Below are 18,137 nucleotides of genomic sequence, written 5' to 3'. Positions count from 1 at the left end.
GCCGCAGGCCGCAGGCCGCAGGCCGCAGGCCGCAGGCCGCAGGCCGCAGGCCGCAGGCCGCAGGCCGCAGGCCGCAGGCCGCAGGCCGCAGGCCGACGCTCCGGTGCCACCGGCCACCGGCCCCGCCGACCGGCCACCCGCCCGCCCCCGGGTGTCACTTCCCCTCGAACCGCGGCACCCGGCGGGCGCCCTTCGCCGCGTATCCCTCGCGCGAGTCATCGGACGTGAGGGTGAGTGCCGCCGTCATGGCGGTGCGGTCGAGCGCGGCGGCGAGACCGGCGTCCGCGTAGGTGTCGACGTCACGCTTGATGCCCTGCACGGCGAGGGGGGCGTTCGCCGCGATCTCGACGGCGACACCATGGGACGCCTCCGCCAACTCCGCCTGCCCGACGACCATTTGGACGAGGTGCAAGCGCTCCGCCGTGGCCGCGTCCAGTCTCCGTCCGGTCAGCGCGAGGTACTTCGCCCAGCCGGCGCCCGCCTCGCGCGCGATCCGCAGATCGCCGCCCGCGTCGACGGCGACGCCGATCCGCGCCTCCGGGAGCGCGAACACCGCGTCGCCCGCCGCGAGCCTGATGTCCGCCATCAGGGCGAGTTCGAATCCGAAGCCCAGGCAGTAGCCCTGGACCGCCGCGACGACCGGCTGGGGCAGCCGCGCGAAGGCGGCGAACCGCTCGTGTGCCCAGCGCAGACCCTCGTAGTAGTTGCGGGTGCGCTCGGATCCGGAGCGGCCGGTGATCGCGCCGCCCGGCGCCGTCACGTCGATCCCGGCACAGAAGGCCCGGCCCTCGGCCCGCAGCAGGACCACCCGGATCGACTCGTCGAACCTGACCCGGTCGGCGAACAGGCCGAGTTGGCGGGTGGACTCCCAGCTCCAGGCGTTGAGCTTCGCCGGGCGGCAGAGGGTGAGGACGCCGATGCCGTCCTCGACATCGAGGCGCAGTCGCTCCTCACCCTCCGGGATGTCCGTACCGATGGTGTCGATCATCCGTGCCCCCTGTGGATTCTGACGGCTCGTCAGAATCGTAGGGGACCCGAAGGGCCTCAGGCCTCGTCGCGGGTGAGCGCCAACAACCGGTCCAGGACGCGCGGTCCGCCCGCCCGTACACCGTCGTGCTCGAACTCGTCGGTCACCCAGGTGCGCAGGCCCCGGATGGAGCGTGCCGTGCGCAGGGCGTGCCCGGTGTCGACGTACATGTCGTCGTGGTAGACGGCCGCGGCGACCGGAACCTCGTTGGCGGCGAGGCGGGCGGTGTCGTACAGCGGCTGCCAGTCGGTGCGGGCGGCCAGTTCCTCGGCGGCCTCCCGCAGCGGGCGCAGCGCCGGGTCGGTCTCGAAGGTCCAGGGGTGCACGGACTCGCCGGTGAACAGGAGCGGCCGGTCGTCGGCGAGGGCCTTGGCGGCGTCGAACTGCGGGAACTCGGCGCGCACCCGCTCGGCGGACCAGGCGGTGGGGCGGTCGCCCTGGGCGTAGCTGGCCTCGTGCACGAGGGCGTAGAGCGGGTGCCCGGCGAACGAGAGGAGCCCGAGCGCCTCTTCCTGGAACGCGTCGGAGAGGGCGGGGCCCTGGGGGGTGCGGACGAAGGCCTGTTCCAGGAGGTAGTGCAGGCGGTGGCTGCCCTCGCTGCCGCCGAGCAGGATGCCGAGCGACTGGAAGGCCTCGACGGTGAGACGGTAGCCGCCGGGCAGGACCTGCTCGTGCTGGAGGAGGTGGTCCGCGATCCGGCGGGCCCGCTCGACGTCCTGGGGGTAACGCGCGTAGTGTGCGGCGACTTTGCGCTCGACGCGCGGATACGCGGCCCGGTAGACGTCGTCCGCGTGGCCGTCCAGGGTGGGCAGTCCGCCGGTGATCAGGGCGGCGTGCAGGCCTTCGGGCGCGGTGGAGAGGTAGTTCACCGCGCAGAAGCCGCCGAAGCTCTGGCCGAGGACGGTCCAGGGGGCGCCGCCGGTGAGCCCAGGGCGGATGGCCTCGCAGTCGCGGACGATGGAGTCGGCGCGGAAGTGCGTGAGGTAGTCGGCCTGTTCACGCGGGCCGCCGCGCAGGGGCAGGGTCTGCCGGTTGGCGGGGGTGGAGTGGCCGGTGCCGCGCTGGTCGAGGAGCAGGACCCGGAAGTCCTTCAGGGCCCTGCCGAGCCAGGCCTGCTTGCCGACGAAACGATTCGCCCCGAATCCGGGACCACCCTGGAGGTAGACCAGCCACGGCAGGTCCTGGCCCGCCCTGTCGCTCGCGACGACCTCGCGGGCGAAGAGCTCGATGCTCTCCCCCGCCGGGTCGGCGTGATCGAGGGGCACGGAGAAGTGCCGGTCGGTGAGGACGACACCGGGCTGGCGGTAGCTGACGGTCAACAGAGCTCCCGAGACGTACGGTTTCCAGACTGCGTCCCAGTTGAGCACATGTTCCCCGAGCTGCCGAGCCCGGGGATCAAGAAATCCTACTGAACACCGGCTCAGCGCGGAGGTCGGCGGAAACTGAACGGCCGATCAGCGTGCGGACAGGCTGGAGCGGCGCACCACCAGCTCCGGCTGGAGCACCACCCGCCGGTGCTGGTGCGGTGTGAGCGCGGTCTCGGCCTCGGTCTCCTCCAGGAGAAGTTCCGCGGCCAGGGCCCCCATGGGTACCGCGGGCTGGCGTACGGAGGTGAGCGGGACGGCCGCGGCGGCGGCGAACTCGATGTCGTCGTAGCCGACGATGGCGAGGTCGTCGGGTACGCCGACGCCGGCCGCGAACATGGCCTGAAGCACGCCCAGGGCGAGCAGGTCGTTGGCGCAGAAGACGGCGGTCGGGCGGACGGCGAGCCCCAGGAGCCGGGCACCCGCGTCCCGCCCGGCGGCCACGTCGAGCCGCTCGGTGGGCAGCTCGCGCAGTGCCTCGGGACCGAGCCCCGCCTCGGACAGGGCGTTCAGGGCGCCCGTCCGGCGGTCCCTGACCTGGTTGAGGCCGGGGGGTCCGCTGACGTACGCGATGGAGCGATGGCCGGCGTCCACGAGATGCCGTACGGCCAGCGCGCCGCCCGCCACGTCGTCGACGGAGACCGAGCACTCGGTGGTGCCCTCGGCGACCCGGTCGACCAGTACGAACGGGATGCCGTTGCGGCGGAAGGCGGCGATGTTGCGCCCGCTCGCGTCGGTCGGTGTGAGCAGGACGCCGCGCACCCGCTGTTCGGCGAAGAGGGAGAGGTACTCGGCCTCCTCGCTCGCGCTCTGCGCGCTGTTGCAGACCATCACGCCGAGCCCGGCGTCGCGCGCGGCGCGCTCCGCGCCGCGGGCGACGTCCACGAAGAACGGGTTGCCCATGTCGAGGACGAGCAGGCCCATGATCCGGCTGCGCCCGGCCCGCAGCTGACGTGCCGACTCGCTGCGGACGTAGCCGAGCCGGTCGATCGCGGACAGGACGCGGGCGCGGGTCTCGGTGGCGACCGAGTCCGGGCGGTTGATGACGTTCGAGACCGTTCCGACGGAGACTCCGGCGGCACGGGCGACGTCCTTGATACCCACCGACTGTGCCATCAGGCGGGGACCTCCAGGGACACGAGAAGCGGCGGGCGGACCCTCACATTACCTGCGGGTCCGCCGAAAGCGGTGGTCACGCGGGGAGCCGGAAATCGACTACGCGCAGCGGTGAGGGTGTCGTACCGCTGGACTTCTCCTGGTACATGACCGACAGGATCCCATCCTGCGGGACACGCGTCTCGTCGATGACGACCTCGCCGAACGCGTTCAGGCCGCCGCCGTCGTACAGGAGCGCCCAGTCGGTGTGTCCGGAGGCCTTCGAGGCCCCGGCGATCCGGCCGAACGGAAGGACGGCGTAGGCGTTGTCGTACTTGTCGAGGACCAGTCTGGTGCGCTGGCTGGAGTTGAGGGCGATCGGGATCTCCGTCTTGGTCCAGGTGCCCGCGGAGTTCCTGCGGACGTGGAAGGCGCGGCCGTTGGCCGTCCGGTCGGTGACGTAGTTGGTGGTGCACTGGCCGAAGCGGCCCGGGACGTAGCTGATGATCGCGTGCGGCAGGCCGGCGGAGTCGGTGGCCTGGCTCTCCTGGTTCATCAGGGAGTGGTCGGGGTTGAGGGGGTCGACGACGAGTCCCGCGTCGGTGACGGCGACCTTGTCGGAGCCGCCTGTGGTGCCGACGAGGGTGCCCGCGTTGTTGCGCCAGGTACGGCCGCGGTCGGTCGAGTAGACGTAGCCCGTGTCGTGGTTGGTGATTCCGCCACCGCTGCACATCACCGAGCCGGACTGTTCGCGCCAGGTGAAGAAGGAGTGCAGCCGGCCCGCCCTGTCGTAGTCGATGCCGTGCAGGTACATGTTCCGCAGGGTGCTGGAACCGTGCTCGCTCGTGTACGTACCGGTGGAGCTGCTCCACTCGCCGAGCGCGGTCCAGGAGGAACCGTCGTACTCGGCAAGGGCGTTGCGGCCGTTGCCGGAGACTCCGGCCCGGTAGCTGAGCTGGAGCCGGCCCTCCGGCGTGGCGATGAACTGGGGATAGGTGAACTGGGTCGTGAGCGCGAGTCCGTCGAGCGTCGTCTGTACGGCGCCGAAGACCGCTGAGGTCCACGCCGTCGAGGCCGCGTTGTCGAGCAGCCCGGCCACCGACTTCACGTAGAAGAAGCCGTCGCTGTGCGAGTCCATGTTGAGGTGCAGCCGGCCGTCGGTCCTGGACACGCCCATGGAGATGACGTTGTGCGAGTCGGAGCTCTTGAGCTTGTGCGGGAGGGTGACCTTCGACCAGGTCGTGGCGCCGAGTGCCCGGCGGGCGACGACGGCGCTGCGGTCGGTGGTGTACCAGACGGCGTACTGGTAGCCCTTGTGGGTCAACAGGCCGTTCTTCTGGAAGGAGTTGTTGTTGACCAGGCCGTCGTAGGAGACGAAGAACACGGCCTGGGCGTCGAGTTGGGTGTTCCCGGTCAGGGTGACCGACGGGCCGGGGGCGGCCGCGCGGGCGGTGCCGGCCGCCAGTCCCGGGCCTGCCACCGAGCCCAGCAGGGCGGTCGCGAGCACTGTGCGTCGTCTCATGCGGAGCTCCTGGTCAGGCTAGGTGGAAGACTTCGGTGAGCGGCTTCATGGCCTCGTCGGGCCGGGCGCCGTCCAGTGATTCGAAGAACGGTGCCATCTCCGCCTGCCAGCGGGCGTTGACCTCGGTGGCCTCCATGCCGGCCTGGGCCGCGGCGAAGTCCTCGGTCTCCAGGTAGCCGACCAGCAGGCCGTCCTCGCGGAGGAAGAGCGTGTAGTTGTGCCAGCCGGTGGCCGAGAGTGCTTCGAGCATCTCGGGCCACACGGCGGCATGCCGTTCGCGGTACTCGTCGAGGCGGTCCGCACGGACCTTGAGCAGAAAACAGACGCGCCGCATGGAGTACCGCTCCCGAATGAGAAGTCGAGTCCTGTACTGGAAGCCGGGTCCCGTACTGGAAGCCGGGTCCCGTACTAGAAGTCGAACTGGTCGATGTTCTTGGCGTCGAAGACCGTCGGCTTGCCGAGGTTGATCACGCCGTCCTTGCCGATGGTGAACTCGCCCATGTCGCCGGCCGTGAAGGTCTCGCCCTCCTTGCCGGTGATCTGGCCCGAGGACAGCGCCACGGCGGTCCGCGCGGCCAGCTCGCCGAGCTTCGCCGGGTCCCACAGCTCGAAGGCCTGGACGGTGCCGTTCTTGACGTACTTGCGCATGTCGTTGGGGGTGCCGAGGCCGCTCAGCTTGACCTTGCCCTTGTACTTGGAGCCCGACAGGTACTGGGCGGCGGCCTTGATGCCGACGGTGGTCGGCGAGATGATCCCCTTCAGGTTCGGGTACTCCTGGAGGAGACCCTGGGTCTGCTGGAAGGACTGCTGGGCGTCGTCGTTGCCGTACGCCACCTTCACCAGCTTGATGTCCTTGTACTTGGGGTCCTTCAGCTCGTCCTTCATGAAGTCGATCCAGGTGTTCTGGTTCGTCGCCGTCTGCGCGGCGGACAGGATCGCGATCTCGCCCTTGTAGCCGATCTGTTCGGCGAGCAGTTGCACCTCGGTGCGGCCCAGGTCCTCGGCGCTGGCCTGCGAGACGAAGGCGTTGCGGCAGTCCGTCTTGGTGTCGGAGTCGTAGGTGACGACCTTGATGTCGTTCTTCATGGCCTGCTTGAGCGCCGTGCACAGCGCGCCCGGGTCCTGCGCGGAGACGGCCATCGCGTCGACCTGCTGCTGGGTGAGCGTGTTGACGTAACTCACCTGGCCGCTGGTGTCGGTGGCGCTGCTCGGGCCGACCTCCTTGTAGCTGGAGCCCAGTTCCTTCAGAGCGGCCTCGCCGCCCTTGTCGGCGGAGGTGAAGTACGGGTTGTTGACCGCCTTGGGCAGGAACCCGACGGTCAGCCCCTTCTTCAGCTCGGCGTTCGGGTTGGCCGTGCCGGCCGCGGCGGCCGAGCCGGTCTCGTTGCTGACGTCCTTCTTGGTGGTGCCACCGCAGGCGGTGACGGCCAGGGCGAGCGAGGTGACGGCGGCGAGGGCCACACCGGTACGGCGGAGCGAAGACTTGCGCATGACATACGTCCTTTGAGGGTGGGTTACGAGGTCAATGTCGAGGCGGCTCTGCGGCCCGCCCTCGCTACGGCGATCTGGCGCGCGACCCGGGGGCCGAGCACCGAGACGACCAGCAGGACGCCGGTGACGACGATCTGCGACTGCGCGGAGACGTTCAGGAGGCTCATCACGTTCTGCAGCGCGCCGAGGAGGAAGACTCCCGCGATCGCGCCGCCGAGCGTGCCCTTGCCACCGTCGAAGTCGATACCGCCGAGCAGCACGGCGGCGACGACGGAGAGTTCGAGACCGGTGGCGTTGTCGTAACGGGCGCTGGCGTAGTGCAGCGCCCAGAAGATTCCGGTGAGCGAGGCCATGAAGCCGGTGGCGACGAACAGGAGCAGTTTCTGCCGCCTGACGCGGATGCCCGCGAACCTGGCGGCCTCCTCGTTGGCGCCGACCGCGAACGCGGACCGCCCGAACGGGGTGGCGTGCAGCACGACCACGGCGATCGCGAGCAGTACGAGGAAGGGCAGGAGGGCGTACGGGATGAAGGTGTCCCCGATGCGTCCGGCGGCGAAGTCCAGGTACTGGGTGGGGAAGTCGGTCACCGCGTCCGAGCCGAGCACGATCTGTGCGATGCCCCGGTAGGCGGCGAGGGTTCCGATGGTGACGGCCAGGGACGGCAGTCCGAGCCGTGTCACCAGCAGTCCGTTGATCAGCCCGCACACCACGCCCAGGAGCAGGCACAGCGGGATGATCATCTCGATGGTCAGGCCCTCGTTCCACAGGGCGCCCATCACCGCGCCGGACAGGCCCGCCGTCGAGGCGACCGAGAGGTCGATCTCCCCGGCGACCACCAGCAGGGTCATCGGCAGGGCGATCAGGGCGATGGGCAGGGTGTTGCCGATCAGGAACGACAGGTTGAGCGCGTTGCCGAAGCCGTCGACGAACCCGAAGGAGAACAGCACGACAACGATGAGGAGCGCGCCTACCACAGTGTCCCAGCGGACGGCGCGCGTGAGAGCGGAGTCAGCCATGGCGGGCGTTCCTCTTCTTCAGGGCGGTCGCCACCCGCAGGGCGACGATCCGGTCGACCGCGATGGCGAGGATGAGCAGGATGCCGTTGATGGCGAGGACCCAGACGGAGCTGACGCCGAGGGCGGGCAGCACGCTGTTGATGGAGGTGAGGAGGAGTGCGCCGAGCGCGGCTCCGTAGACGCTGCCTGAGCCGCCGGTGAAGACGACACCGCCGACCACGACCGCGCTGACGACGGTGAGTTCGTAGCCGTTGCCGGTGCCGGAGTCCACGTTGCCGAACCGGGCCAGGTACAGGGCCCCCGCCAGGCCCGCGAGGGCTCCGCAGACGACGTACGCGGTCAGGATCCGCTTGCGGACCGGGATGCCGGCGAGGCGGGCGGCCTCCGGGTTGGAGCCGAGCGCGTACAGCTCGCGCCCGCTGCCGAAGTGCTTGAGGTAGTACGCGGTCACCACCACGACCGCCACCGCGATCAGCGCGAGATAGGGGACGGCCGAGATGCCGCCCGAGCCGAAGTCGATGAAGGAGTCCGGCAGATTGGCCGCGGTGATCTGGCGGGAGCCGACCCAGATGGAGTCGATGCCGCGGATGATGTAGAGCGTGCCGAGGGTGACGACGAGCGCGGGCACCTGGCCGAGGCTGACGAGCAGCCCGTTCACCAGGCCCCAGCCGATGCCCAGCAGGATCGCCAGGACGACGGCGATGACGGGGTTTCCGCCGCCCTGGAGGTAGATGCCGGCTGCGAAGGCGCTGATGCCGAGCGTCGAGCCGACGGACAGGTCGACGTTGCGGGTGATCACGACCAGCGACTGGCCGGTGGCGACGAGCACCAGGATCGTCGCGTTCAGCAGCAGGTCCTTGATGCCCTGCTCGGAGAGGAACTCGCTGTTGCCCAGCTGGGTGATCACGATCATCACCAGGAAGACGGCCAGGATGGCGAGTTCGCGCATCTTGAAGACGCGGTCCACCAGCCGGGTGCCGCTCGACTTGGGCACCTCGGCGGCGGGGGCGGGGTTGGGTGCGGTCACCGTCATGCGGCGGCCCTCCGTGTGATGGTCGTCGTCATGCGGCGGCCCTCCCGGTGGCTGCGGCCATCACGGACTCCTCGGTGGCCTCGGATCGTGGGATCTCGGCGGTGAGCCGGCCCTCGTGCATCACGAGGACGCGGTCGGCCATGCCGAGGATCTCGGGCAGGTCGGAGGAGATCATCAGAACGGCGACGCCGTCGCGGGCGAGTTCGCCGAGGAGCCGGTGCACCTCGGCCTTGGTACCGACGTCGATGCCACGGGTCGGCTCGTCGACGATCAGCACCTTCGGGCCGGTGGCCAGCCACTTGGCGAGGACGACCTTCTGCTGGTTGCCGCCGGAGAGCGTGGAGACCGCGTCGGCGATCCTGGCGTACTTCACCTGGAGCTTGACCGCCCAGTCCAGTGAGCGGCTGCGCTCCGCGCCCCGGTCCACGAACCCGGCTCTGACGCTGGTGCGCAGTCCGGTCAGGCCGATGTTGCGCTCGATGGACATGTCCATCACCAGGCCCTGGGCCCGCCGGTCCTCGGGGACGAGGGCCAGTCCGGCGGCCATGGCGGTGGAGGGCGCGCCGTTCGTCAGCGGCTTGCCGTCGACGGCCACCTCGCCGCCGTCCCAGCGGTCGACGCCGAAGACCGCTCGCGCGACCTCCGTGCGGCCGGCGCCGACGAGCCCGGCGAGACCGACGATCTCGCCGCGCCGGACGTCGAACGACACATCGGTGAAGACACCCTCGCGGGTGAGCCGCCGTACGCTCAGCGCCACCTCGCCCGCTTCGACGTGCTGCTTGGGATAGAGCTCGTCGAGGTCGCGGCCGACCATCCGGCGTACCAGGTCGTCCTCGGTCATGCCCTCCAGCGGTTCGCTGGAGATGAGGGCGCCGTCCCTGAGGGTGGTCACCCGCTGACAGATCTGGAAGATCTCCTCCAACCGGTGCGAGATGAACAGCACGGCCGAGCCCTGCTCGCGCAGGGTGCGGACCACGCCGAACAGGCGCGCCACCTCGCTGCCGGTGAGGGCGGCGGTCGGCTCGTCCATGATCAGGACACGGGCGTCGAAGGAGAGGGCCTTGGCGATCTCGACGATCTGCTGGTCGGCGATGGACAGGCCGCGGGCGGGGCGCTCGGGGTCGAGTTCGACGCCGAGGCGCTTCATCAGGGCCAGGGTCGCGGTGTGCGTGGCCTTGTGGTCGATGCGGCCGAGGGAGCGCCGGGGGCGGCGCCCCATGAAGATGTTCTCGGCGATCGAGAGGTCGGGGAAGAGCGTGGGTTCCTGGTAGATCACGGCGATGCCCGCGTCGCGGGCGTCGGCGGGACCGTGGAAGAGGGTGGGCTCGCCGTCGAGCAGCACCCGACCGGCGTCCGGTCGGTGCACGCCGGCGAGCGTCTTGATGAGGGTCGACTTGCCCGCACCGTTCTCACCGGCGAGTGCGTGCACTTCGCCGGGGAACAGTTCCAGGGACACGTCCCGCAGGGCGCGTACCGCGCCGAAGGACTTCGAGATGTCCTCAAGCGCCAGTACGGGGGCCGGACCCGCGTCGGACCGGTGGGTCATGGAAGCTCCTCAACGACGCGGGCGGAGAGGCCTCACGACGTCGTGAAAGGTTTCAACTAGGTTGCCGGGACGTTAGACATGTAGCCCAGGTCACGTCAATGGGTCCGGATCGAAATTTTCGATATCCGGCGGTCACAAGAGAGTCACGGGCAAGAGTCCACGCTAGAAGGGTTGACAGCCCTCCGGGAGGCTCATAGCTTCGCTCTCTGAATCGTTTCAGACTGATGCGTTCCAGACCGTCTTCAAGACCCGATGTCACAGGAGCCCCGAAGTGACCGAGCTCGCCGCGGTGAAAGCCGCACTCAAGACCCAGGCAGTAGAGACGCCGTCGTGGGCGTACGGGAATTCGGGAACCCGTTTCAAGGTGTTCGCGCAGCCCGGCGTGCCGCGCGACCCCCGCGAGAAGCTGGACGACGCCGCGAAGGTGCACGAGTTCACCGGCGCGGCCCCGAGCGTCGCGCTGCACATCCCCTGGGACAAGCTCGACGACTCCGACAGCTATACGGCGCTGGCAAAGCACGCGGAGGAACGCGGCCTGAAGCTGGGCACGATCAACTCCAACACCTTCCAGGACGACGACTACCGGCTCGGCAGCATCTGCCACCCGGACGCCGTGGTGCGCCGCAAGGCCCTGGACCACCTCTTCGAGTGCGTCGACATCATGGACGCGACGGGCTCCAAGGACCTCAAGCTGTGGTTCGCCGACGGCACCAACTACCCGGGCCAGGACGACATCCGCGAGCGTCAGGACCGGCTCGCCGAGGGCCTGGCGAAGGTGTACGAGCGGATCGGTGACGACCAGCGACTGCTTCTCGAGTACAAGCTGTTCGAGCCCGCCTTCTACACCACGGACGTGCCGGACTGGGGCACCGCGTACGCGCACTGCCTCAAGCTCGGCGCGAAGGCGCAGGTCGTGGTGGACACCGGGCACCACGCGCCCGGCACCAACATCGAGTTCATCGTCGCCACGCTGCTGCGCGAGGGAAAGCTCGGCGGCTTCGACTTCAACTCCCGCTTCTACGCCGACGACGACCTGATGGTGGGTGCCGCCGACCCCTTCCAGCTCTTCCGAATCATGTACGAGGTGATCCGCGGCGGCGGCTTCACGGCGGACATCGCGTTCATGCTCGACCAGTGCCACAACATCGAGGCGAAGATCCCGGCGATCATCCGTTCGGTGATGAATGTCCAGGAGGCGACCGCCAAGGCGCTCCTCGTCGACCGTGACGCGCTCGGCGAGGCCCAGCGTTCGGGCGACGTGCTGGCCGCGAACGCGGTGCTGATGGACGCGTACAACACCGACGTACGGCCGCTGCTTGCGACCGTGCGGGAGGAGCTCGGTCTCGACCCCGACCCGGTGGCCGCGTACGCCCGTTCCGGCTGGCAGCAGAAGATCGCCGCGGAGCGGGTGGGCGGGCAGCAGGCCGGCTGGGGAGCGTAAGCGCTCCGCTGTGTCTGCCGGGTTCCGCCGGGTTCTGCCGGTGGGCGAGTGCGGGTTGTCTGTGGCTGGTCGCGCAGTTCCTCGCGCCCCTGGGGGGCGCGTCGTGTACGTACGTCTTCTTGTGAAGGACTGAATCATGGCTATCCATTCCGAGGCCGCCGCTCTGCTGGCTCGGTCCCGTCGGCTCGGGGCGGACCCCCGTAACACCAACTACGCGGGGGGCAACACCTCCGCGAAGGGCACCGACACCGATCCGGTGACCGGTGGCGATGTCGAGCTGATGTGGGTCAAGGGGTCCGGCGGTGACCTCGGCACCCTCACCGAGGGCGGGCTCGCCGTGCTGCGGCTGGACCGGCTGCACGCGCTGAAGGGCGTCTACCCGGGGGTGGAGCGCGAGGACGAGATGGTCGCCGCGTTCGACTACTGCCTGCACGGCAAGGGCGGCGCGGCCCCGTCCATCGACACCGCCATGCACGGTCTGGTGGACGCACCGCACGTCGACCACCTGCACCCCGACTCGGGCATCGCGCTGGCGTGCGCGGCCGACGGCGAGAAGCTGACCGCCGAGTGCTTCGGGGACAGCGTGGTGTGGGTGCCGTGGCGCCGGCCCGGTTTCCAGCTCGGCCTGGACATCGCGGCGGTCAAGGAGGCCAATCCGCAGGCGATCGGCTGCGTACTGGGCGGCCACGGCATCACCGCGTGGGGCACGACGGCCGAGGAGTGCGAGGCCAACTCGCTGCACATCATCCGGACCGCCGAGACCTTCCTCGCCGAGCGCGGGAAGGCCGAGCCGTTCGGCCCGGTGCTCGACGGCTACGAAGCCCTCGACGCGTCGGAGCGCCGGGCACGGGCCGCCGCCCTCGCCCCGTACGTCAGGGCGATCGCCTCCCAGGACAAGCCGCAGGTCGGCCACTTCAACGACTCGGCGGAGGTGCTGGACTTCGTCTCCCGCGCCGAGCACCCCCGCCTCGCCGCCCTCGGCACCTCCTGCCCCGACCACTTCCTGCGCACCAAGGTCAGGCCGCTGGTCCTGGACCTGCCGCCGACCGCGTCGGTCGAGGACGCGGTGGCCCGCCTGGGCGAGCTGCACGCCGGGTACCGCGAGGAGTACGCCGCCTACTACACCCGGCACGCCGACGCGGACTCCCCCGCGATGCGCGGCGCCGACCCGGCGATCGTGCTGATCCCCGGTGTCGGCATGTTCAGCTTCGGCAAGGACAAGCAGACCGCGCGCGTGGCCGGCGAGTTCTACGTCAACGCGATCAACGTGATGCGCGGGGCGGAGGCCGTCTCGACGTACGCGCCGATCGAGGAGTCGGAGAAGTTCCGCATCGAGTACTGGGCGCTGGAGGAGGCCAAGCTCCAGCGGATGCCGAAGCCCAAGCCGCTCGCCACCAGGGTGGCGCTGGTGACGGGGGCGGGCAGCGGGATCGGCAAGGCCATCGCCCGCCGGCTGTCCGCCGAGGGCGCCTGCGTCGTGGTCGCCGACCTCAACGCGGAGGGGGCCGCCGAGGTCGCCGCCGAGCTGGGCGGTCCCGACAAGGCCGTCGCCGTCACCGTCGACGTGACCTCCGAGGAGCAGATCGCCGCGGCCTTCGACGCCGCTGTCCTCGCCTTCGGCGGCGTCGACCTGGTCGTCAACAACGCCGGTATCTCCATCTCCAAGCCGCTCCTGGAGACCACCGCGAAGGACTGGGACCTCCAGCACGACATCATGGCGCGCGGCTCCTTCCTCGTCTCCCGCGAGGCGGCCCGCGTGATGAGCCGGCAGGGCCTGGGCGGCGACATCGTCTACATCGCCTCCAAGAACGCGGTCTTCGCCGGACCCAACAACATCGCCTACTCCGCGACCAAGGCCGACCAGGCGCACCAGGTACGCCTGCTGGCCGCCGAGTTGGGCGAGCACGGCATCCGGGTCAACGGAGTCAACCCGGACGGCGTGGTGCGCGGCTCCGGGATCTTCGCGGCCGGCTGGGGCGCGCAGCGCGCGGCGACGTACGGCATCGAGGAGGAGAAGCTCGGCGAGTTCTACGCCCAGCGGACGATCCTCAAGCGTGAGGTGCTCCCCGAGCACGTCGCGAATGCGGTGTTCGCCCTGACCGGCGGAGAGCTGACGCACACCACGGGGCTCCACATCCCCGTCGACGCCGGTGTCGCAGCCGCGTTCCTGCGATGACCGCGTCCTTCGCGGCGGTCGACCTCGGCGCGTCCAGCGGGCGCGTCATGGTCGGCCGCGTGGGGCCCGACTCGCTGGACCTCACCGAGGCGCACCGCTTCCCCAACAGGCCGGTCCGGGTCCCCGAAGGGCTGCGCTGGGACATCCTCGCGCTGTACGCGGGTGTCCTGGACGGCCTACGGGCGGCGGGCCAGGTCGACTCCGTGGGCATCGACAGCTGGGCGGTGGACTACGGGCTGCTGGACGCGGACGGAGCCCTGCTCGGCAACCCGGTGCACTACCGCGACGGGCGCACGGAGGGGGTCGCGGAGAAGGTGTGGGCCTCGGTGCCCGCCCCCGACCTGTACGCGGCGACCGGTCTCCAGTACGCGCCCTTCAACACCCTCTACCAGTTGACGGCGGCTCGCTCCTCCTCCCAACTGGCCTCCGCGAAACGCCTGTTGCTCATCCCGGATCTGCTGGCGTACTGGCTGACGGGCGAGGCGGGCACCGAGCTCACCAACGCCTCCACCACCCAGCTCATCGATCCCCGGACGCGCGACTGGTCCCACGACCTCGCGGCGCGGCTGGGGATCGACCTCGGTCTGTTCGCGCCGTTGCGCCGCCCCGGGGATCCGGCGGGGACGCTTCAGCCGCACGTGCTGGAGGAGACGGGGCTGACCGGCCCGGTGCCGGTGACCACGGTCGGTTCGCACGACACCGCCTCCGCGGTGGCCGCGGTGCCCGCCGCCGGAGAGCGCTTCGCCTACATCTGCACCGGGACCTGGTCGCTGGCCGGCCTGGAGCTGGACGCGCCCGTGCTCACCGAGGCGAGCCGGGCGGCCAACTTCACCAACGAGCTGGGGCTGGACGGCACGGTCCGCTACCTGCGGAACATCATGGGGCTGTGGCTGCTCCAGGAGTGCCTGCGCGAGTGGGGCGATCCGGACCTGGGCGAGCTGCTGCGCGAGGCCGCCGAGGTGGCGCCGCTGCGCTCGGTCGTGGACGCGGGCGACCCCGCTTTCCTGGCCCCGGGGCGGATGCCGTCCCGGATCGCCGACGCCTGCCGGGAGTCGGGCCAGCCGGTGCCCGCCTCCCGCGCCGAGGTCACCCGCTGCATCCTCGACTCCCTGGCGCTGGCCCACCGCCGGGCGGTCAGGGAGGCCCAGTCCCTGGCCGACCATCCGGTCGACGTCGTGCACATCGTCGGTGGCGGCGCCCGCAACGACCTGCTGTGCCGGCTGACCGCCGACGCCTGCGGTCTGCCCGTGGTGGCGGGCCCGGCGGAGGCGGCGGCGCTGGGCAACGTCCTCGTGCAGGCACGCGCGCACGGACTCGTCGGCGACCGGGCGTCGATGCGCGGGCTGCTGGCCCGTACCCAGCCGTTGCGGCGGTACGAGCCGAGCGGCGACGGCGGTGCCTGGCGCGCCGCGGAGGACCGGCTGCCCGGCCGCCCGTGAAAGAGGGCTCCCCTGTCACGCGCCCGCCGCGTACCCTGCACTCATCCGATGATCGACCCCAAGGAGCCGCGATGCGAGTCGCCCTGTTCCTGACCTGTGTCAACGACACGCTCTACCCGGACACCGGCCGCTCCGTGGTGAAACTGCTGACCAGGCTGGGCGTCGAGGTCGACTTCCCGATGGCGCAGACCTGCTGCGGGCAGGCGCACTACAACACCGGGTACCGCCACGAGGCGGAGCCGATGGCCCGTCACTTCTCCGATGTCTTCGGGGGGTACGAGGCGATCGTGACGCCTTCCGGGTCCTGCGGCGCGATGGTGCGGGAGCTGTATCCGCGGATGGGGGAACGGGCGAGGGCCGAGGGACGCGGGGACACCCTCGCGGCCACGCTCGCGCCGGTCGTGCCGAAGACGTACGAGCTCACGGAGTTCCTCGTGGACGTCCTCGGCGTGACCGACGTCGGCGCGTACTACCCGCACACGGTCACCTATCACCCCACCTGTCACGGTCTGCGCAGCCTCGGCCTCGGCGACCGGCCGCACCGACTGCTCCAGGCCGTCAAGGGACTTGAGCTCCGGGAGCTGCCCGGCGCGGACGAGTGCTGCGGCTTCGGCGGCACCTTCGCCGTCAAGAACTCCGATGTCTCCGCGGCGATGGGCGCCGACAAGGTGCGCAACGCCGAGTCGACGGGCGCCGACGTGCTCTGCGCCGCCGACAACTCCTGCCTCATGCACCTGGGCGGCACGATGACCCGCCTCCACACGGGCATGCGGCCCGTCCACATCGCGGAGATCCTGGCGAGCACGGAAGCGGAGCCGAGCGCATGAGCGGGACTTTCGTCGGTATGCCGGCCTTCCCGAAGGCCGCGCACGAAGCCGTGCACAACGCGACCCTGCGCGGCAACCTGCGCCACGCCACCCACACGATCCGCACCAAGCGCGCCAAGGCGGTCGCGGAGCTGGCGGACTGGGCGGAGCTGCGCGAGGCGGGCAAACAGATCAAGGACCACACCCTGCGTCATCTCGACCACTATCTCGTGCAGTTGGAGGAGTCGGTCACGGCGGCAGGCGGCACCGTGCACTGGGCGGCCGACGCCGAGGAGGCCAACCGGATCGTCACGGAACTGGTGAGGGCGACCGGAGAGACGGAGGTCGTCAAGGTCAAGTCGATGGCCACCCAGGAGATCGCGCTCAACGAGGCGCTGGAGGCCGAGGGCATCCACGCCTACGAGACCGATCTCGCCGAGCTCATCGTGCAGTTGGGCAAGGACCGCCCCTCGCACATCCTGGTCCCGGCCATTCACCGCAACCGCGGCGAGATCCGCGACATCTTCGTCCGCGAGATGAGCGAGTGGGGCCGCCCGGCACCCGAGGGCCTCACCGACACGCCCGCCGAACTCGCCGAGGCCGCCCGCCTCCACCTGCGCGAGAAGTTCCTGCGGGCCAAGGTCGGCGTCTCCGGCGCCAACTTCATGATCGCCGAGACCGGCACCCTGGTGGTCGTCGAGTCGGAGGGCAACGGCCGGATGTGCCTCACGCTCCCCGAGACCCTGATCTCCGTCGTCGGCATCGAGAAGATCCTGCCCACCTGGCAGGACCTGGAGGTCTTCCTCCAGACCCTCCCCCGCTCCTCGACCGCCGAGCGCATGAACCCGTACACCAGCACCTGGACCGGCACCACCGACGAGGACGGCCCCCAGACCTTCCACCTGGTCCTCCTCGACAACGGCCGCACCGACACGCTCGCCGACGAGGTCGGCCGCCAGGCCCTGCGCTGCATCCGCTGCTCGGCGTGTCTCAACGTCTGCCCGGTGTACGAGCGGGCCGGCGGACACGCCTACGGCTCGGTGTACCCCGGCCCGATCGGCGCCATCCTCAGCCCCCAGCTCCGTGGCACCGGGAGCGAGATCGACGCCTCACTCCCGTACGCCTCCTCCCTGTGCGGCGCCTGCTACGAGGTCTGCCCGGTCGCCATCGACATCCCGGAAGTACTCGTCCACCTGCGCGAGCGGATCGCCCAGGGCGGTACGGCCACCAGTGGGGGCAACAAGGTCGTGCTCAAGCCGGCCAAGGGCCACGCGGCCGAGCGGGCGGCGATGCGGGCGGCTCGGTGGGCCTTCGCCCATCCCGGCGCGCTGCGCGCCGGCCAGCGGCTCGCCTCCCGCACCCGACGCTTCCACCCGCGGACGGTGCCGGGCCCCGGCAGGGCGTGGACGGACAGCCGTGATCTGCCGACGGTGCCCGCCGAACCGTTCCGGGACTGGTGGCAGCGTACGAACGGCGGAAAGCAGCGTACGAACGGCGGGAACGGCGGGAACGGCGAGAAAGGGGCGGCGAAGTGAGCAGCAGGGACGTGATCCTGGGCCGGGTGCGCCGCGCCATCGCGGACGTACAACAGGACGACACGCCGTACGAGCAGGCAGTTCACCGAACCTATCTGGACGAGCACGGGTCCCGGAGTGTCGCGGAGACGGTGGAACTGCTCGCGGAGAACCTGGCGGACTACCGGGCCGTCGTGCACCGGACGGACGCCGAGGGTCTGCCGTCGCTGCTCGGCCGGCTCCTCGCCGAGCGGGGCTCGCGGACCGTGCTGGTGCCGCCGGGGCTGCCGCCGCACTGGCTGGCGGGCGTCGAACAGGTCCCCGATCGCGCGGAGAGCACCCCGCGGGAGCTGGACGGAGTCGACAGCGTGGTCACGGCGTGCGCGGTCGCGATCGCCGAGACCGGCACCATCGTGCTGGACGGCGGTCCCGACCAGGGCCGCCGCCGCATCACCCTGGTCCCCGACCACCACGTCTGCGTCGTACGCGTACCGGACCAGGTGGTCTCCTCGGTTCCGCAGGCCCTGCCACGCCTCGACCCGGCACGCCCGCTGACCTGGATCTCCGGCCCCTCGGCGACCAGCGACATCGAACTCGACCGGGTCGAGGGGGTGCACGGTCCGCGCACCCTGGAGGTGGTGCTGGTGAGCGGAGAGTGACCGGCGCG

At 70.6% G+C, this 18,137-nt stretch carries 15 protein-coding genes; 6 read left to right on the top strand and 9 right to left on the bottom strand.

Translation table 11 applies throughout. The features are described from left to right. Window positions 1–154: 154 nt before the first annotated feature. From ACIP79_RS13380 to ACIP79_RS13340, 9 genes are all read right to left on the bottom strand, one after another. Window positions 155–988, bottom strand: coding sequence for an enoyl-CoA hydratase/isomerase family protein (locus tag ACIP79_RS13380; protein WP_401222707.1), 834 nt, complete (start codon window positions 986–988; stop codon window positions 155–157). A 56-nt stretch (window positions 989–1,044) separates the two neighbouring features. Next, window positions 1,045–2,346 (bottom strand): alpha/beta fold hydrolase, encoded by a 1,302-nt coding sequence (locus ACIP79_RS13375; RefSeq protein WP_401222706.1) that lies wholly within the window; start codon window positions 2,344–2,346, stop codon window positions 1,045–1,047. A gap of 135 nt (window positions 2,347–2,481) precedes the next feature. Further along, window positions 2,482–3,507, bottom strand: a complete 1,026-nt coding sequence (locus tag ACIP79_RS13370; RefSeq protein WP_387181049.1) for a LacI family DNA-binding transcriptional regulator — start codon at window positions 3,505–3,507, stop codon at window positions 2,482–2,484. Between the two features lie 76 nt (window positions 3,508–3,583). Beyond that, on the bottom strand, window positions 3,584–5,008 hold the full coding sequence (locus ACIP79_RS13365; protein WP_401222704.1) for a BNR repeat-containing protein: 1,425 nt from the start codon (window positions 5,006–5,008) through the stop codon (window positions 3,584–3,586). Window positions 5,009–5,021: 13 nt separating this feature from the next. After that, window positions 5,022–5,342 carry an L-rhamnose mutarotase gene (locus ACIP79_RS13360; RefSeq protein WP_401222702.1) on the bottom strand — a complete coding sequence of 107 codons (321 nt, stop codon included), beginning with the start codon at window positions 5,340–5,342 and terminating at the stop codon, window positions 5,022–5,024. Between the two features lie 74 nt (window positions 5,343–5,416). Then, window positions 5,417–6,499 (bottom strand): rhamnose ABC transporter substrate-binding protein, encoded by a 1,083-nt coding sequence (rhaS, locus tag ACIP79_RS13355; protein WP_401222700.1) that lies wholly within the window; start codon window positions 6,497–6,499, stop codon window positions 5,417–5,419. 23 nt (window positions 6,500–6,522) lie between these two features. Beyond that, a complete protein-coding gene (locus ACIP79_RS13350) occupies window positions 6,523–7,515 on the bottom strand; it encodes an ABC transporter permease (RefSeq protein ID WP_401222698.1) in 993 nt (330 codons plus the stop codon). Beyond that, window positions 7,508–8,548, bottom strand: a complete 1,041-nt coding sequence (locus ACIP79_RS13345; protein ID WP_383688546.1) for an ABC transporter permease — start codon at window positions 8,546–8,548, stop codon at window positions 7,508–7,510. The genes ACIP79_RS13350 and ACIP79_RS13345 overlap by 8 nt, the downstream gene beginning before the upstream one ends. Before the next feature lie 28 nt (window positions 8,549–8,576). Next, complete coding sequence (locus ACIP79_RS13340; protein ID WP_401222697.1) at window positions 8,577–10,094, bottom strand: sugar ABC transporter ATP-binding protein; 1,518 nt, start codon at window positions 10,092–10,094, stop codon at window positions 8,577–8,579. Between the two features lie 271 nt (window positions 10,095–10,365). Here ACIP79_RS13340 and rhaI point away from each other — a divergent pair, with 271 nt between their 5' ends. From rhaI to ACIP79_RS13310, 6 genes are all read left to right on the top strand, one after another. Continuing rightward, on the top strand, window positions 10,366–11,535 hold the full coding sequence (gene rhaI, locus ACIP79_RS13335; protein WP_401222695.1) for an L-rhamnose isomerase: 1,170 nt from the start codon (window positions 10,366–10,368) through the stop codon (window positions 11,533–11,535). 136 nt (window positions 11,536–11,671) lie between these two features. Beyond that, window positions 11,672–13,711: a bifunctional aldolase/short-chain dehydrogenase gene (locus tag ACIP79_RS13330; protein ID WP_401222693.1), complete on the top strand. Its 2,040-nt coding sequence runs from the start codon at window positions 11,672–11,674 to the stop codon at window positions 13,709–13,711. Beyond that, complete coding sequence (locus ACIP79_RS13325; protein WP_401222692.1) at window positions 13,708–15,150, top strand: rhamnulokinase family protein; 1,443 nt, start codon at window positions 13,708–13,710, stop codon at window positions 15,148–15,150. The genes ACIP79_RS13330 and ACIP79_RS13325 overlap by 4 nt, the downstream gene beginning before the upstream one ends. Before the next feature lie 71 nt (window positions 15,151–15,221). Continuing rightward, window positions 15,222–15,977 carry a (Fe-S)-binding protein gene (locus ACIP79_RS13320; protein ID WP_383688931.1) on the top strand — a complete coding sequence of 252 codons (756 nt, stop codon included), beginning with the start codon at window positions 15,222–15,224 and terminating at the stop codon, window positions 15,975–15,977. Further along, window positions 15,974–17,491: a LutB/LldF family L-lactate oxidation iron-sulfur protein gene (locus tag ACIP79_RS13315; RefSeq protein WP_401222689.1), complete on the top strand. Its 1,518-nt coding sequence runs from the start codon at window positions 15,974–15,976 to the stop codon at window positions 17,489–17,491. The genes ACIP79_RS13320 and ACIP79_RS13315 overlap by 4 nt, the downstream gene beginning before the upstream one ends. Continuing rightward, window positions 17,488–18,129: a lactate utilization protein C gene (locus ACIP79_RS13310; RefSeq protein WP_401222687.1), complete on the top strand. Its 642-nt coding sequence runs from the start codon at window positions 17,488–17,490 to the stop codon at window positions 18,127–18,129. The genes ACIP79_RS13315 and ACIP79_RS13310 overlap by 4 nt, the downstream gene beginning before the upstream one ends. The last annotated feature ends 8 nt before the right edge of the window (window positions 18,130–18,137 follow it).

This window comes from Streptomyces sp. NPDC088747 (genome assembly GCF_044751025.1).
GTDB lineage: Bacteria > Actinomycetota > Actinomycetes > Streptomycetales > Streptomycetaceae > Streptomyces.
This window is presented reverse-complemented; position numbering and strand designations above follow the sequence as displayed.

Excerpts from the sequence above, each read along its gene's own strand:
- ACIP79_RS13380 (WP_401222707.1), bottom strand. The coding sequence starts at position 988 with ATGATCGACACCATCGGTACGGACATCCCGGAGGGTGAGGAGCGACTG.
- ACIP79_RS13370 (WP_387181049.1), bottom strand. The coding sequence starts at position 3,507 with ATGGCACAGTCGGTGGGTATCAAGGACGTCGCCCGTGCCGCCGGAGTC.
- ACIP79_RS13365 (WP_401222704.1), bottom strand. The coding sequence starts at position 5,008 with ATGAGACGACGCACAGTGCTCGCGACCGCCCTGCTGGGCTCGGTGGCA.
- ACIP79_RS13360 (WP_401222702.1), bottom strand. The coding sequence starts at position 5,342 with ATGCGGCGCGTCTGTTTTCTGCTCAAGGTCCGTGCGGACCGCCTCGAC.
- rhaS (WP_401222700.1), bottom strand. The coding sequence starts at position 6,499 with ATGCGCAAGTCTTCGCTCCGCCGTACCGGTGTGGCCCTCGCCGCCGTC.
- ACIP79_RS13350 (WP_401222698.1), bottom strand. The coding sequence starts at position 7,515 with ATGGCTGACTCCGCTCTCACGCGCGCCGTCCGCTGGGACACTGTGGTA.
- ACIP79_RS13345 (WP_383688546.1), bottom strand. The coding sequence starts at position 8,548 with ATGACGGTGACCGCACCCAACCCCGCCCCCGCCGCCGAGGTGCCCAAG.
- ACIP79_RS13340 (WP_401222697.1), bottom strand. The coding sequence starts at position 10,094 with ATGACCCACCGGTCCGACGCGGGTCCGGCCCCCGTACTGGCGCTTGAG.
- ACIP79_RS13330 (WP_401222693.1), top strand. The coding sequence starts at position 11,672 with ATGGCTATCCATTCCGAGGCCGCCGCTCTGCTGGCTCGGTCCCGTCGG.
- ACIP79_RS13325 (WP_401222692.1), top strand. The coding sequence starts at position 13,708 with ATGACCGCGTCCTTCGCGGCGGTCGACCTCGGCGCGTCCAGCGGGCGC.
- ACIP79_RS13320 (WP_383688931.1), top strand. The coding sequence starts at position 15,222 with ATGCGAGTCGCCCTGTTCCTGACCTGTGTCAACGACACGCTCTACCCG.
- ACIP79_RS13315 (WP_401222689.1), top strand. The coding sequence starts at position 15,974 with ATGAGCGGGACTTTCGTCGGTATGCCGGCCTTCCCGAAGGCCGCGCAC.